Raw genomic sequence first — 16,205 nt, forward strand, 5'->3', positions numbered from 1 at the left:
TCTTGACACGCCATAATTTTCATGAATTCATGAAAACTATGATAGCTTCAAATCATGAACGCAGTCATCCGAACTGAGGGACTGGTCAAGCGCTTCGGCCACGTGACCGCCCTCGACCGCCTCGACCTCGAAGTAGCCCAAGGGGAGACCCACGGCTTCCTCGGCCCCAACGGTGCCGGGAAGTCCACCACCATCCGCGTCCTCCTCGGGATGCTCCGCTCCGACGAAGGCCGCGCCGAACTCTTCGGCGCCGACCCCTGGAAGGACGCGGCCGAGCTCCACAAGCGCCTCGCCTACGTCCCCGGCGACGTCGCCCTCTGGCCCGGCCTCTCCGGCGGCGAGACCATCGACCTGCTCGGGCGCCTGCGCGGCGGCATCGACAAGGCCAAGCGCGACGAACTCCTCGAACGCTTCGACCTCGACCCCCGCAAGAAGGGCCGCTCCTACTCCAAGGGCAACCGGCAGAAGGTCGCCCTCGTCGCCGCGTTCGCCGCCGACGTCGACCTGCTCCTGCTCGACGAGCCCACCTCCGGGCTCGACCCGCTCATGGGCGCGGTCTTCAACGAGTGCGTCAAGGAGGCGTCGGCGCAGGGCCGCACCGTGCTCCTCTCCAGCCACATCATGAGCGAGGTCGAGGCGCTGTGCGAGCGGGTGAGCATCATCCGCAAGGGCGTCATCGTCGAGACCGGCACCCTCGCCGAGATGCGCCACTTCTCGCGCTCGCGCCTGCGCGCCACCCTCAAGAACCCCGTGCGGGGCCTGGAGGACAACGACGGCGTGCACGACCTCAAGGTCGACGGCCTCGACATCGAGTGCAGCGTCGACACCGCCGCGCTCGACGACGTGCTCGCGCAGCTCGCCGTCGCGGGCGTCGCCGGCCTCACGTGCGAGCCGCCGTCGCTGGAGGAGATCTTCCTGCGCTTCTACGGCGACGAGCTCGCCGCCAAAGGCGTGAGCAACGGGGAGCAGCCATGACCGCCGCGGTCGCCGAGATCGAGGACGGCCTGGGCACCCTCGCCGGGACCGGGAAGCTCCTGCGCTTCCAGCTGCGCCGCTCCCGCGTGTACCTGATCGGCTGGCTCGCCGGACTCGCCGGAGGCACCTGGATGGTCGCCGCGTCCTTCCCGGACCTCTACCCGGACGCGGCGGGCCGCGAGGCCTACGGCGTCACCGTCAACACGCCCGCCATGCGGTCGATGACCGGCCCCGAGACATACATCGAGGCGTACGGCGCCAGCACCGGCGCGATGTTCGCCCACCAGATGATCCTGTGGACCGGCGCGCTCACCGCCGTCATGTTCCTCCTCCTGGTCACCCGGCTCACCCGGGCCGACGAGGAGACCTCCCGCTCGGAAGTGTTCCGCTCGAACCCGATCGGACGCCGCGCCGACCTCGCCGCCGCGCTCCTGCTCGCGCTCCTCGCCGCAGTCGCGCTCGGCGCGGTCATGGCGCTCGCCGTCGCCGCGCTCCCAGGCGGCCAGGGCGGCAGCGCGATCCTCTTCGGACTCGTGCACACCGCGGTCGCGGTCGTCTTCGCCGGGATCGCGGCGGTGACCGCGCAGCTGGCGAGCTTCGCGTCGAGCGCGAACGGACTCGCGTTCGCGGTGCTCGGCTGGTCCGCGTTCACCGCCGGGATCGGCAACGCCCAGGAGAACTGGGTCGTGTGGCTCTCGCCGATCGGCTGGGCGCAGGAGACCTTCGTGTACACGCCCGAGCAGCGCTGGTGGCCGATCGTGTTCGCGGGCGCGGTCGCGTCACTCACCGTGTGGCTGGCGTTCGCGCTGGTCACGCACCGCGACTTCGGGCAGGGCATGATGGCCGGACGCCCCGGCCGGGCCGCGGCCAAGCCGGGACTGCGCAGCGCCACGGCGCTCACGTTCCGCCTGACGCGCGGCGTCACCTGGGCCGGGATCATCACGATGCTGCTGCTCGGCGCGGCCTACGGGTCCGTGCTCGGCGGCGCGGACGACATGCTCGAAGGGCTCTCCGAGACCGAGCGGGCCGTGCTCGACCAGGGCGGGGCGAGCATCGAGGACAACGTGGGCGCCACGTTCTCGGCGCTCAACGGCCTGTTCGCGACCATCTTCGGCCTGCTCGTGATCGGCCGGGCCCGCAAGGAGGAGACGCAGGGCCGCGGCGAGCTCATCGCGGCCGCCGCCGTGCGCCGCTCGGGCTGGCCCGGCTCGTACCTGCCCGCCGCGATGTGGGCGGTGACGGCGGCGGTGCTCGTCGCCGCCGTGTTCACGGGCCTGACGGGCGCGGCCTCGACTGGCGACGGCGACTACCTCGGGAAGCTCGCGTACGCCGGGGCGCTCCAGCTCCCGGCGGTGTGGGCGGTCACGGCGTTCGCGTTCGCCGCGTTCACGTGGCTGCCGCGCCTGGGCTGGCTGCGCTGGCTGGCGTGGGTGTGGCTGTTCGTGGTCCTGTACTTCGCGAACCTGCTCGACCTGCCGGAGTGGGCGCAGGCGGTCTCGCCGTTCCACCACCTCGCGGCCTACCCGGCGCAGGACGTGGACTGGCCCGCGTTCGCGATCGTGACGCTCGCCGCTGCTGCGCTGACCGTGCTCGGCTACGCGGGCGCGCGCCGCCGCGACCTCAGTTTCAGCTGAGCCGCAAAGACTCTGCCGTAGAAGGAAACCAGGCGCCGCCGGTCCCGTCCAGGGGCCGGCGGCGCCGTCCGCTCGCTCCTGTCGACGGGCAGTCCCCCACCCACCCGGGGGGCGTCCCCTGCTCAATTTTCTCGCGCCGGTCCGACAAGAAAGCCCCGGTCTTACCGTCGTAAGGAAAAGTGTCACCCGAAAGCGTGAACGCCGCGTGTGCCGTGCCACTCGCGGTTCGCATATGCGCAACCGAATTGTCGTGGGGTCATGGTTCCATTGGGTGCGTGTCCGACCTTCGGTATGAGCTCACCGATCCGCCCGCCGCGGCCGAACCGGGATTCGATCTCGATCCCCGGCAGCGTGCGGTGGTCGACCACCCCTCCGGGCCCCTGCTCGTGCGCGGCGGGCCCGGCACCGGCAAGACCGAGTCGCTCATGCGGGCCGTCGCCGCGAAAGTCGAGGCCGGGACCGACCCGGCCTCGATCCTCGTGTTCGGGTTGCGCCGCCAGGACACCGCCCACCTGCGCAACCGCCTGAACTTCGCCACCGCCGGGCTCTCGGCCGCCGAGGTCGGCGTGTTCACGTTCCCCGCGTTCGCGTTCGCGCTGCTGCGCGCCTCGGCCGTCGCCGCAGGCCGGGACGAGCCGCGCCTGCTCACCGGCCCCGAGGCCGACGCGCTCATCCGGTCGATGCTCGAAGGCGAGGATTTCGCGTGGCCCGCCGGGTTCGACGAGGCGGTGCGCACGTACGCGTTCGCGCAGCAGCTGCGCGACCTCGTGCTCCGCTGCGGCGAGCGCGGCCTGTCCGCGCCCGAGCTGGCGCGGCTCGGCGGCGAGCACGACCGGCCCGAGTGGGCCGCGGCCGCGCGCTTCTACGACCGGTACGTCACCACGCTTGCGCTGCAGTCGATGTCGAGCGCGCTGTACGACTCGGCGGAGATCGTGCGGGCCGCCGCCGCGGCGCTGCGCCGCGACCCGTCGCTGTTCCCCAGGCCCGCTTGGGTGTTCGTCGACGACCTGCAGGACGCGACGCCCGCGCACCTGCGGCTGCTCGAACTGCTCGCCGGGGACGGCGCGAACCTCGTCGCCGCCGGGACGCCGGACGCGGCCGTGTTCGGCTACCAGGGCGGCGACCCCGAGTCGGTGCGGGACTTCCCGTTCCGGTTCCCGCGCCGCGACGGGTCCGAGGCGCCGGTGGTGCAGCTCGACGACACGCACGACACGGCGCTCGCGCCGCTCGCGGCCACCACGGTCCTGTCGCGGCGGCTGCGCGGGCACGACCGGGACCGCAGGCGCGGCACCGCCTCCGAGGAGCCCGGCCGCGTCGACGTGGTCTACCTGCCCTCGCCCACACGGGAGGCCGTGTACGTCGCCGACGTCGCGCGCCGCGCGCACCTGCTCGACGGCATCCCCTACGGGGACATGGCGGTCGTCGTCAAATCCGCTTCGGAGATCCCGCGGCTGCGCCGGGCCATGCAGCACGCGGGCGTCCCGACCCGGCAGGCCGCCGACGATGTGCCGCTCCCGGCGCACCCCACGGTGCGCAACCTCCTGCACCTCGTCCTCGTCGGGCGCGGGCGCGAACGCCTCGACGAGACGAACGCGGCCGGGCTGCTGCACTCGGCGTACGGCGGCGCGGACCCGTTCGAGGAGCGGCGGCTGCGCCAGGAGCTGCGGCGGCTCGCCGTCGCCGCCGACAACTTCTCCCCCGGCGCGGACCTCCTCGTCGAGACCCTCCGCGACCCCGAACGCACTGCGGCCCTTCCCGAAGAGGACTGGGCCGAACCGGCGCGGCGGCTCGGGGCGCTCTTCGGCGCCGCCCGCGAGGGCACCGGACTCAGCGGCACCCTGTGGGCGGTGTGGGAGGCCTCGGGGATGAGCGAGCGGCTGCGGCGCCGGGCCCTCTCGGGCGACCGGCGGGCGCAGCGCGCCGACGCCGAACTCGACGCCGTCATCGCCCTGTTCGACCTCGCCCAGGACTACGAGCGCAAGCAGCCCGGCGCGGGCGTCGAGGTGTTCTGCGAGCACGTCCTCCACCAGCAGCTCCCCGGCGACTTCCTCTCGGCGCGTGCGGAACTGGGCGACGCCGTGACCCTCGCTACCGCGCACGCCGCGCACGGGCGGCGCTGGGAGTTCGTGGTCGTCGCGGGCGCGCAGGAGGGCGCGTGGCCCAACCTGCGCCCGCGCGGCTCGCTCCTGGGCGCCGAAGCGCTCGTCGACCTGCTCGACGGCCGCGCCGACGTCGACCAGGTCGCGCAGCTCCTCGACGAGGAACGCCGCCTGTTCTACAACGCGTGCACCCGGGCCCGGCTGCGGCTCCTGGTCACCGCCGTCGACTCCGAAGAGGCGCAGCCGAGCCGGTTCAGCGCCGAGCTCGGCGTCGAACCGGTCAACGCGCCCCGCCGGGGACGGCCGCTGAGCCTGGCGGCGCTCACCGCGCGGCTGCGCGAAGCCGTCGTCGACTCCGGCCACGCCGAACGCGACGCGGCCGCCGCCGCGCTGCGCCGCCTCGCCGACGCCGACGTGCCCGGCGCCGACCCCGCCAGGTGGTGGGGCCTCGCCGAGATCTCCGACGAACGCGCGCTCGCCCTCGCCGGGGAGACCATCCGCATCTCACCGTCCCAAGTGGAGAAGACGCAGCAGTGCGGGCTGCGGTGGGTCCTCGAGGCCCACGGCGGCGACTCCGGCGACCTCCTTCCCCGCCACCTCGGCACCCTCCTCCACGCTGCCGCCGAAGCTGTCACCGTCGACCCCAACGCCGACCCCAAGGTCGTCATGGAGCAGGTCGTCGGCGAGCACTTCGACCGGCTCCCGTTCGAAGCGCCCTGGCACGCCGAGCAGCAGCGCCAGCGCGTCTCAGGCGCGGTCGAGCGGTTCGCGAAATGGCTGAGCGCCAACAGGAGAGAGCTCATCGGCGCCGAACGCTCGTTCCGGCTCAAACTCGAAGTCGGCCCGCCTGGAGTCGAAGTCGTCATGTCCGGCCAGATCGACCGGCTCGAACGCGACGGGGACGGCCGCCTCTACGTCGTGGACCTCAAGACCGGGAAGAGCGCCGTCTCCAAAGCCGACGCGCAGACGAACCCGCAGCTGGGCATCTACCAGCTCGCCATCAGCGAAGGCGCGTTCGAGGAGGGCTCGGAGCCGGGCGGGGCCGAACTCGTGTACCCGAACGCGAAGGGCGCCACGGCGGTCGCGCGCCAGCAGGGGCCGCTCGGCGAGCACGAGAACCCGGACTGGGCGCGGGAGCTCGCCGGGGACACCGCGATCCGCATGGCCGGGTCCGTGTTCGAGGCCCGCAACACCAGCAAGTGCGAGACGTGCTCGGTCAAACGGTGCTGCCCGATCGCCGACGAAGGACGGCAGGTGACCGATGAGTAAGGCGTACACCGCAGTGGGGCTCGCCAACCGGCTCGGCACGCCCACCCCGACACCCGAGCAGGCCCGTGTCATCGAAGCCGGGCGCGACCCGATGCTCGTCGTCGCGGGCGCCGGCTCGGGGAAGACCACGACCATGGCCGACCGGGTGGTGTGGCTCATCGCCAACCGGGTCGCCCGGCCCGAGCACATCCTCGGGCTCACCTTCACGCGCAAGGCCGCCGCCGAACTCGCCGCGCGCGTCCGCGACAAGCTGCGGCGCCTCACCGAGTCGATCCCCGAACTCGCCGACCTCCACGGCGAGCCCACCGTCTCCACGTACAACGCGTACGCGGGCAGCCTCGTCGCCGAGCACGGCCTGCGCATCGGCATCGAACCGGGCACGCGTGTCATCACCGACACCGGCCGGTGGCAGATCGCGCGCGACCTGGTGTGCGCCTGGGACAGGCCGATGAGCGAGTTCGACGTCGGCGTCGACAAGGTCACCGAGCAGGTGCTGCAGCTCGCCGGGCAGCTCGCCGAGCACTTGAAGGACGGCGACGACCTGCGCGCGTTCGACCGCGCGCTCGCCGAACTCCTCGCCGAACGCCAGGGCAGCCGCTCGAACGACCAGTTCCGGGCGCTCATGTCGCTGCGGCTCAAGCGGGAGCAGCTGCTGCCGCTCGTCGAGTCCTGGGACCGGCGCAAACGCGAACTCGGCGTCATGGACTTCGCCGACCAGCTCTCGCTCGCCGCGCAGCTCGTCGCGGGCGCGCCCGAGATCATCAAGACCGAACGCGAACGCTGGCGCGTCGTCCTCCTCGACGAATACCAGGACACCTCGTTCTCGCAGGTGTCGCTGCTGCGCGACCTGTTCGGCGGCGGCCACCCCGTCACCGCAGTGGGCGACCCGAACCAGTCGATCTACTCGTGGCGCGGCGCCTCCGCCGGGACGCTCATGCGCTTCCCCTCCGACTTCCCCACGCCCGCAGGGCTCCGCGCCGACCGCGTCGAACTCACCAAGTCGTGGCGGAACCGGGCCGAGATCCTCGCCGTCGCCAACCGCGTGTCGGAGCCGCTGCGCGCGGGCAACATCCAGCCGCTCGAAGCGGGCGTCGACGGCCCCGGCCTGGTGCGCGCCGCCATGCACCTCACCGTCGCGGACGAAGCCGACTGGCTCGCCGCGAACCTCAAGGTCATCCGCGACGCGATCGACGAGCAGCGGCGCGCCGAACTCGGCGACGCCGCCAAACCCGTCGAGGCCGCCGTCCTCGTCCGCAAACGCCGCCAGATCCCGGCCCTGCACCGGGCCCTGACCGCCGCCGGGCTGCCCGTCGAAGTGGTCGGCTCGCTCGGGCTGCTGTTCCATCCCGAAGTGGCCGAAGCGGTCGCGATGCTCCGCGCCGCCGCCGACCCGACCGACGGGCCCTCGCTCATGCGGCTCCTCGCCGGGAACCGGTGGCGGATCGGGCCGCGCGACATCGCGGGGCTGTGGGCGCGCGCCCGCGAGCTCGCGCCCGACACGCGCGGGTTCGAGCCGGACGCGGGACGTGAGGCGGAGGCGTCCCTCGCTGACGCGCTGGCCGATCCCGGTCCGGCTGAGCGGTATTCGGCACTGGGGTATCTGCGGTTCGCGCAGCTGCACGAGGAGCTGGGGTGGATCCGGGGCCGGCTGGGGCAGAGCCTGCCTGACGTGGTGGGCGACGTGATCAGCCATTCAGGGCTCGACGTCGAGGTGATGCTGCACCACGGGGACCTGTCGAACCTCGACGAGTTCATCGATGTCGCTGCGGCGTACGAGAACGACACGAGCGGGGCGAGCATCCCCGGTTTTTTGTCCTATCTGGAGACCGCGGCCGAGCGCGAGCGTGGGCTCACGGTGGAGGGCGCGTCCCCGGCGGGCGGGGTGGTGCAGCTGCTCACCGTGCACGCGGCGAAGGGCCTGGAGTGGGACGTGGTGGCGGTGCCGGGGTTGTGCGAGGGCATCCTGCCGGGGAAGGTGAAGGGCGACCAGACGTGGGTGAGCGACGCGGCGCGGCTGCCGTACCCGCTGCGCGGCGACGCGGAGAACCTGCCGGTCCTGTACCTGGAGGACGCCACGGTTCCTTCGGAAGTCAAAGGGGCCGTTGAGGACTTCAAACGCGACGACGAGGAGGCGCGCCTGGAGGAGGAGCGGCGTCTCGCGTACGTCGCTCTGACCCGGGCCCGGCAGGCGCTGCTCGCGAGCGGCTACTGGTGGGAGGCGGAGCGCCGCCAGCCGCGCCCGCCCGCCCCGTACTTGAACGAGGCGGTCGCGGCGGGCGCGGAGGCGACGGTGTGGGCCGATTCCGGACCTTCGAACCCGCTCGAAGAGGACGCCCGCACGGTCGAGTGGCCGAGCAAGGCGCCCTTGGGTTCCCGTCAGGAGGCGTTCGCGGAGGCAGCGGACCTGGTGCTCACTGTCCCCGACGGCACCGCCGAAGGCCCGCAGTCGCGGGCCTGGCAGGAGGAAGCGGCGCTGCTCCTCGCCGAACGGGCCGAACGCGAATCCGGGATCGTGCGGCTCCCCCGCCCAAGACGCCTCTCGACCTCGCAGCTCATGGCGATGCGCGAGGACGAGGAGCGGTTCGCTGCGGAACGCCGCCGCCCGATGCCCGCCGCGCCGCGCCCGGCCACTCAGCGCGGCACCGAGTTCCACGCCTGGGTCGAGGAGTTCTTCGGCGGCGGCGCCCTCTTCGACCCGGCCGACCTGCCGGGCGCGGCCGACCCGGTCGGCCCCGACGCGGACCTCGACCGCCTCAAGGCGTCCTTCCGCGACTCGGCCTGGGCTTCGCGCCGCATCGCTGCGCAAGAGGTCCCGTTCGTCGTCGAGTACGAGGGCACGGTGGTCCGCGGCCGCATCGACGCGATCTTCTTCGGCGAGGACGGCGGCTACGACATCGTCGACTGGAAGACCGGCCGCCCCCCGCAGGGCGAAGCCGCCCGCCACGCCGCGCTGCAGCTCAAGGTCTACCGAAAAGCCTGGGCCCGCCTCCAGGACATCGACGAATCCCGGATCCGTACGGCCTTCCACTACATCGCCGCCAACCACACCTGGTGGCCCGAAGACTGACACGCCCACGATCAGGGAAAACTTCACGATACCGCGTGGTATCACGCGGTATCATTAGCCTATGGCCATGACCTTGCGACTCTCAGAAGAAGACGACCGCCTGCTCACCGAGCGCGCGGCGAAAGAGCACCGGTCGAAGCACGACCTGGTCATCGAAGCTGTGCACGGCTTCCTGACCGAACGACAACGGCGCTTCGACGAGCTGCTCGCCAGGACCCTCGACGAAGACCGCGAGCTGCTCGACCGGCTCGCCAAATGATCGACTACCTCGACCTCGACGATCTTGAGAAGATCGCCATCGCGGTCACAGGCCTCAAACCGCCGCCCGTACGGGATTGGGGCCTGATGGAGTCATCGCTCGCTCGCCCGCAGGCTTCCGTGTTCGGAGTCGAGGCATACCCATCCCTGCATGAGAAGGTCGCCGCGCTGCTGCACTCCCTAGCCCGCAACCACGCGATGCTGGACGGGAACAAGCGTTTGGCGTACACCGCCGCCAAGCAGATGTACGGCCTGAACGGATACCATCTCAAGCCCCCTTCTCCAGAGGAAGGCGACGATTTCATCCGAGCAGTGGCGCAGGGCGACTTCGAGGTCGCCGAAATCGCCAACACGCTTGTGAAATGGACGACCCCGCTCCAATAGCAGAGAGAACGAGAAAGGGCCCCGACGGTTTCGCGTCCGGGCCCCTTCTTGTTGTGACGCTTACTGCTTCGTGACCGCTGCCTTCACGGTGGTGTCTCCGGCCTCGCCGCTGGTGGCGGCGTCGGGGAGGTCGCCGAATTCGAGCTGCAGGGCCAGGGTCTCGGCCTGGACGAAGTCGCGGTGGACCTCGATCGCGGCCTTGACGTCGTCGGCGGCGTCGAGCGTGACCGCGACGCGGTCGGTGACGTCGAGGCCGGCGTCCTTGCGGGCCTGCTGGATCACCCGGACGACGTCGCGGGCCAGGCCCTCGGCGGCGAGCTCGGGGGTGACCTCGGTGTCGAGCACGATGACGCCCGCGTCGTTCGGCAGGGCCTCGGTGTGCTCGGCGTCGACGGCGACCATCGTCAGCTCGAACTCGCCGTCCTCGAGGACGACCCCGCCCGCGGTCACGGTGCCGTCGGCGACGGACCAGTCCCCGGACTTGACGGCCTTGATGACCCGCTGCACGTCCTTGCCCAGGCGCGGCCCGAGCACGCGCGGGACCAGCTTGAGGTCGGACTTCGAGTAGGCGCTCACGTCGGAGTCGAACTCGACGGCCTTGACGTTCAGCTCGTCCTTGAGCAGGTCCGCGAACGGCGCGAGCCGCTCGGCATGCCCGGTCGCGACGGTGAGCTTCGCGAGCGGCAGGCGCACCCGGAGCTTGCGGGCCTTGCGCATGAACAGGCCGACCGAGGCGATCTCGCGCACGGCGTCCATCGCCTCGACCAGGGCGTGGTCGGCGGGCAGGTCGGCGGCGTCGGGCCAGTCCGCGAGGTGCACCGAGCGGCCGCCGGTCAGGCCCCGCCAGATGTCCTCGGTGATCAGCGGCAGCAGCGGCGCGGCCACCTCGCACGCGGTCTTCAGCGCAGTCGCGAGCGTCGCGAACCCGTCCTCGTCGCCCTCCCAGAACCGGTCGCGCGAGCGGCGCACGTACCAGTTCGTGAGGCTCTCGAGGTAGGAGCGGAACGCGGCCGTGGCGCGCACGAGGTCGTACCCGTCCAGCGCCTCGGTCATGGTCTCGACGAGCTCGCGGGTCTTCGCCAGCAGGTACTTGTCGAGCCGGTGCTCACTCGCCAGCGCGGTCGCCCGCGCCTGCTCCGGGGTGGCCTCGTAGCCCGCGGCCCCGGCGTAGAGCGTGTAGAAGTACCACACGTTCCACAGGGGCAGCACGATCTGGCGCACCGCGTCGCGGAAGCCGTTCTCGGTGACGGGCATGTCGCCGCCGCGCAGGACCGGGGAGGACACGAGGAACCAGCGGACCGCGTCGGAGCCGTAGTCCTCGAAGGACTCCCGGACGTCCGGGTAGTTCTTGAGCGACTTGGACATCTTCTGCCCGTCGGCGCCCAGGAGGGTGCCGTGGACGACGGCGGTGCGGAACGCGGGCCGGTCGAACAGGGCCGTGGCGAGGACGTGCAGCAGGTAGAACCAGCCGCGGGTCTGCGCCGTGTACTCGACGATGAAGTCGCCCGGGTAGTGGTGCTCGAACCAGTCGGCGTTCTCGAACGGGTAGTGGACCTGCGCGAACGGCATGGACCCGGATTCGAACCAGCAGTCGAGGACTTCGGGGACGCGGCGCATCACGGACTTGCCCGTGGGGTCGTCCGGGTTGGGCCGCACCAGGTTGTCGATGCCGGGCCGGTGCAGGTCGGTGACCGGCACGCCGAAGTCGCGTTCGAGTTCGGCGAGCGAGCCGTAGACGTCGACGCGCGGGTACTCGGGGTCGTCGCTGACCCACACGGGGATCGGCGAGCCCCAGAAGCGGTTGCGGGAGATGTTCCAGTCGCGGGCGTTGGCGAGCCAGCGGCCGAACTGGCCGTCCTTGATGTGGCCGGGGGTCCAGTCGATCTCCTGGTTGAGCTCGACCATGCGGTCGCGGAACTGCGTGACGGCGACGAACCACGCCGACAGGGCCCGCTGGATCAGCGGGGAGCCGCAGCGCCAGCAGTGCGGGTAGTTGTGGTTGTACGTGTCGTGCCGCAGGAGCGCCTGGGTCTCCTTGAGGTCCTTGATGATGAGCTTGTTCGCTTCGAAGACGTGGACGCCGGCGTAGGGCGGCACTTCGTCGGTGAACTTGCCGGCGCTGTCGACGGGGACGACCGGTTCGATCCCGGCGGCGTCGGTGACGAGCTTGTCCTCTTCACCGAAGGCGGGGGCGATGTGGACGACGCCGGTGCCGTCCTCGGTGGTCACGTAGTCGGCGGTGAGGACCTGGTGGGCGTTCTCGCGTCCGGCGAAGAAGTCGAACGGCGGGTTGTACTTGAGGCCGACGAGGTCGGCGCCCTTGTACCGGGCGAGGACCTCGGGGCCTTCGCCGAGTTCGCGCGCGTACGCGGCGAGGCGGGCCTCGGCGAGCAGGTAGCGGGAGCCTTCGGCGGCGACGACGACGTAGTCGACGTTCGGGTGGACGGCGGCGGCGAGGTTCGACGGCAGCGTCCACGGCGTGGTCGTCCACACCAGGAGTTTCACGCCCTGGAGGGGGCCTTCGGTGGTGACGTCGAGGCCGACGGTGACGGCCGGGTCCTGGCGGTCCTGGTAGGTGTCGTCCATCTTCGTCTCGGTGGCGGCCAGCGGGGTCTCGCACCGCCAGCAGTACCAGAGCACGCGGTAGCCCTCGTAGACCAGGCCCTTGTCGTAGAGGGTCTTGAAGGCCCACATGACGCTCTCCATGTAGGTGAGGTCGAGGGTCTTGTAGTCGTTCTCGAAGTCGACCCAGCGGGCCTGGCGGGTCACGTAGTCGTGCCATTCGCCGGTGAACTGGAGGACCGAGGCCTTCGCGGCGGCGTTGAACCGGTCGATGCCGTACGCCTCGATGTCGGCCTTCGACTTGAGGCCGAGCTCCTTCTCGGTGGTGACCTCGGCGGGCATGCCGTGGGTGTCCCAGCCGAAGCGGCGCTCGACGCGCTTGCCGCGCATCGTCTGGTAGCGCGGGACGATGTCCTTGACGTAGCCGGTGAGGAGGTGGCCGTAGTGGGGCAGGCCGTTGGCGAAGGGGGGGCCGTCGTAGAAGACGAACTCGTTCGCGCCGTTCTCGCCCGCGTCGCGGGCTTCGATGGAGGCGGCGAAGGTGTCGTCCTTGGTCCAGAAGTCGAGCACGCGGCGCTCGACCTCCGGGAGGTTCGGGCTCGCGGGTACGCCCCGTGCGGGGTCGTCGAGTGGATAGGCCATAGGACCGGTGTCTCCTCACACACACCTTGCGGACTTCGGTGTGCGAGGACGAGCTGCGGCTTTTCAGGGCCTGCCCGCGGTACCACCTCGCTTGGCGCACCGGGGTGCGCCCGCTTCGTTCGGCGGCGGTGACGGGCCGCGCCCGTCCGGTTCTACTGCGGCCCGCTCGGCTGCGCGTGCGCTGCCGTGGCGGGGCCGGTTCTTCCGGAAGCTCGCCGGTGATGGCCGGGTCGACGCTGTTGCACGCAAGTGTAGCGCCGCGCCCCGCGGGGTCTGCGAGCGATTTACGGCGCGTCCCCGCAGCGCACCGGCGGCCGTCCCGCCCAGTGGGCATGTAGTATTCGGCCTGTGAGAATCCACGCACGCAACTGGTGGTGGCGTCGCTGAGGCGGCGTCCCTGCTTTTGCGTGCAAGAAGCAAGCGACCGTCTCGAAGGCGGTCGCTTCGTCGTATCCGGGGTCGGCCGCCTCGAGTCGGGACCTGAGACCCAGTGAGAGGGCCGATGACCAAGTTTCTGACACCCGCCGGAGTGACGGTCGAGCGTCACGTCAGCGAGCTCGACGACCCGGACCTGACTTCGATCGTCGCGCAGGTCGAGACGCGCCGCGGCGGCGTGCTCTCCAGCGGCATGGAGTACCCGGGCCGCTATTCGCGCTACCACCTCGCCTATGTCGACCCGTGCGTCGAGGTCGTGGCGCGCGGCCGCAAGGTGACGGTGCGGCAGTTGAACGCGCGCGGGTTCCTCCTCGTCGACGTGCTCGCCGACGCGCTGGCCGCGTCGGGGGTCGGTGAGGTGACCCGGTGCGACCGCGAAGTGCACGTCCAGGTGCCGACGCCGACCGGGCGCGTCCCGGAGGAGCTGCGCTCGAAGCTGCCGACGGCGTTCTCGGCACTGCGGGTGATCCTCGACGCGCTCAAGTGCGACGACCCGTACCTGGGGCTGTGGGGCGCGTTCGGGTACGACCTGGCCTACCAGTTCGAGCCGATCCCGTTCGCGAAGGACCGTCCCGCCGACGCGCGGGACCTGGTGCTGCATCTGGCCGACGAGATCTACGTGGTCGACCGCAAGCGGGAGACCGCGCAGGTGCGCCGGTACGACTTCTCGTTCGGCGGGCGCTCCACGGCGGGGCTCTCGCGCGAGACCGAGTCCCTCGGCTACGTGCAGGCCGAGAAGGTGCCGGACGGGCCGGTGCCGGGCGTGTACGCCGACACGGTGCGCCGCGCGAAGGCGGAGTTCAAGGCGGGCAACCTGTTCGAGGTCGTGCCCGGCCACGAGATGTACGCGGCGTGCGATTCGCCGACGGCGTTCTACGAGCGGCTGCGCACCGCGAACCCGGCGCCGTACGAGTTCCTGTTCAACCTGGGCGACCGCGAGTACCTGGTGGGGGCCTCGCCGGAGATGTTCGTGCGGGTCACGGGCGACCGGGTGGAGACGTGCCCGATCTCGGGGACGGTCGCGCGCGGGGACGACCCGATGCACGACGCGTCGCAGATCAAGGCGCTCATCGGCTCCGCGAAGGAGGAGTCGGAGCTGACGATGTGCACCGACGTGGACCGCAACGACAAGGCCCGCGTGTGCGTGCCCGGTTCGGTGAAGGTGCTGGGGCGCAGGCAGATCGAGATGTACTCGCGGCTGATCCACACCGTCGACCACATCGAGGGGCGGCTGCGCGAGGGCATGGACGCGCTCGACGCGTTCCTCACGCACATGTGGGCGGTGACGGTGACGGGCGCGCCGAAGACGTGGGCGATGCGGTTCATCGAGGAGCAGGAGACGACCCCGCGGCGCTGGTACGGCGGCGCGGTCGGCTTCGTCGGGTTCGACGGGACGATGAACACCGGGCTGACGCTGCGCACGGCGCAGATCCGCGACGGCGTGGCGTGCGTGCGCGCGGGCGCGACCCTCCTGTACGACTCCGACCCCGCCGCAGAGGAGGCCGAGACCCACCTGAAGGCGCGGGCGCTGCTGGAGACCGCCGCGGGCGGGATCGGCGCGGCCGCCGTCGTGCCCGAGCCGATCGAGGTCGCGGGCGGCCCGGCCGGTGTCGGCCGGAAGGTGCTGCTGGTCGACCACGAGGACTCGTTCGTGAACACCCTCGGCGACTACTTCCGCCAGCACGGCTGCGAGGTCACGACCCTGCGGTTCGGGTTCGACGCCGCGGAGGTGCTGGCCGAGACCGCCCCCGACCTGGTGGTGCTCTCGCCCGGCCCGGGACGCCCGAACGATTTCGGGACCGCCGCCCTGCTCGACGAGCTCGAGCGGCGCGGCCTGCCCGTGTTCGGGGTCTGCCTGGGGCTGCAGGCGATGGTCGAGCACGCGGGCGGGTCGCTGTCGCTGCTGGACGAGCCGAGCCACGGCAAGCCCGGGAGCGTGAAGGTGACCGGCGGGGGCCTGTTCGACGGCCTGCCCGACGAGGTGACCGCCGCGCGGTACCACTCGCTGTACGCCACGCCCGACGAGGTGAAGGGCGACTTCGTGCCGACCGCGGCGATCGACGAGGTCGTCATGTCGATCGAGGCGCCGGGCAAGCGCTGGTTCGCGGTGCAGTTCCACCCCGAGTCGATCCTGACGGCGGCGGGCGCGCACGGGCACCGGATCATCGGGAACGTGCTGCGGCTGACCGCTTGAGCTGACACGCGAAGGGCCGGGAGCGCGGTGGCGCTTCCCGGCCCTTTGCGTTGCGGGCGTTGCGGTCTGGGGTTACGAGGTGTACTCCCAGTCTTGGACGCAGGACCAGGCGCTGTAGCCCCAGGCGCCGTTCCAGTAGACCTCCATCCAGTAGTCGCTGGTGAGGCCGCAGGCGCTGTACTCGCCGCCCGAGCCGCGCTCGCAGGAGACCGGGACCCAGGTGTCGGCCGGGATGACCTCGAGGATCGCGGCGCCGACCTCGGCGAGCCGCCGGTGGTTGACGCCTTCGGTGAAGCGGGCCCGGCAGGTCCGCTGCTCGACGGCCGCGGCCGGGACCGCGTCCGCGTTCTCGATCCGCGATTTGACCGGCGTCGGCATGTCGACGGGCACGCGCGGAGCCGCAGCGGCCGAGGACATGGCGGAGAACGACAGCGCGAACGCGGCCGCGACGACGCCGATGGCAGTGAAGAATCTCTTCATCACCAGATCACCCCTTTGGTGAACTTGATCATGCTTACGCCTTATGACGTGATCTCAACCTAATTACGAAGAAGCGCGCGCTACTACACAAAACGGGTAATGTCGGGAAGCCGACAGAAAAGCGTCCGGGGCTTGTCGAACACACTCGCGGGCAGCCCGCCGGGCGTCGCACGGCCGGACCGCGAATCGCCTGGGGGCCATGCTTG

General features: G+C 71.3%; 9 protein-coding genes. 7 read left to right on the forward strand and 2 right to left on the reverse strand.

What is annotated here, in order from left to right; translation table 11 throughout:
* Positions 1-54 precede the first annotated feature (54 nt).
* The 6 genes from ACGGCP_RS05645 (at position 55) to ACGGCP_RS05670 (ending at position 9,686) form a co-directional block, all read left to right on the forward strand.
* A complete protein-coding gene (locus ACGGCP_RS05645) occupies positions 55-975 on the forward strand; it encodes an ATP-binding cassette domain-containing protein (RefSeq protein ID WP_392961497.1) in 921 nt (306 codons plus the stop codon).
* Positions 972-2,609, forward strand: a complete 1,638-nt coding sequence (locus ACGGCP_RS05650; RefSeq protein WP_392961500.1) for an ABC transporter permease — start codon at positions 972-974, stop codon at positions 2,607-2,609. The genes ACGGCP_RS05645 and ACGGCP_RS05650 overlap by 4 nt, the downstream gene beginning before the upstream one ends.
* A gap of 275 nt (positions 2,610-2,884) precedes the next feature.
* Positions 2,885-5,977: an ATP-dependent helicase gene (locus tag ACGGCP_RS05655; RefSeq protein WP_392961503.1), complete on the forward strand. Its 3,093-nt coding sequence runs from the start codon at positions 2,885-2,887 to the stop codon at positions 5,975-5,977.
* Positions 5,970-9,044, forward strand: coding sequence for a UvrD-helicase domain-containing protein (locus tag ACGGCP_RS05660; protein WP_392961506.1), 3,075 nt, complete (start codon positions 5,970-5,972; stop codon positions 9,042-9,044). Before ACGGCP_RS05655 ends, ACGGCP_RS05660 begins: the two co-directional genes overlap by 8 nt.
* 67 nt (positions 9,045-9,111) lie before the next feature.
* Positions 9,112-9,303 (forward strand): ribbon-helix-helix protein, CopG family, encoded by a 192-nt coding sequence (locus ACGGCP_RS05665; protein WP_392961509.1) that lies wholly within the window; start codon positions 9,112-9,114, stop codon positions 9,301-9,303.
* A complete protein-coding gene (locus ACGGCP_RS05670) occupies positions 9,300-9,686 on the forward strand; it encodes a type II toxin-antitoxin system death-on-curing family toxin (protein ID WP_392961511.1) in 387 nt (128 codons plus the stop codon). The genes ACGGCP_RS05665 and ACGGCP_RS05670 overlap by 4 nt, the downstream gene beginning before the upstream one ends.
* Positions 9,687-9,746: 60 nt before the next feature.
* On the opposite strand, the gene ileS is transcribed toward ACGGCP_RS05670, so the two are convergent.
* Complete coding sequence (gene ileS / locus ACGGCP_RS05675; RefSeq protein ID WP_392961513.1) at positions 9,747-12,890, reverse strand: isoleucine--tRNA ligase; 3,144 nt, start codon at positions 12,888-12,890, stop codon at positions 9,747-9,749.
* A 502-nt stretch (positions 12,891-13,392) separates the two neighbouring features.
* Between ileS and ACGGCP_RS05680 the strand changes: the two genes are divergently transcribed.
* Positions 13,393-15,519 (forward strand): anthranilate synthase component I, encoded by a 2,127-nt coding sequence (locus ACGGCP_RS05680; RefSeq protein WP_392961516.1) that lies wholly within the window; start codon positions 13,393-13,395, stop codon positions 15,517-15,519.
* A gap of 72 nt (positions 15,520-15,591) precedes the next feature.
* Here the strand turns inward: ACGGCP_RS05680 and ACGGCP_RS05685 are convergent, their stop codons facing one another.
* On the reverse strand, positions 15,592-16,002 hold the full coding sequence (locus tag ACGGCP_RS05685) for a hypothetical protein (RefSeq protein ID WP_392961519.1): 411 nt from the start codon (positions 16,000-16,002) through the stop codon (positions 15,592-15,594).
* Between the last annotated feature and the right edge of the window lie 203 nt (positions 16,003-16,205).

Source organism: Glycomyces sp. NPDC048151 (genome assembly GCF_043202775.1).
Taxonomy (GTDB): domain Bacteria; phylum Actinomycetota; class Actinomycetes; order Mycobacteriales; family Micromonosporaceae; genus Glycomyces.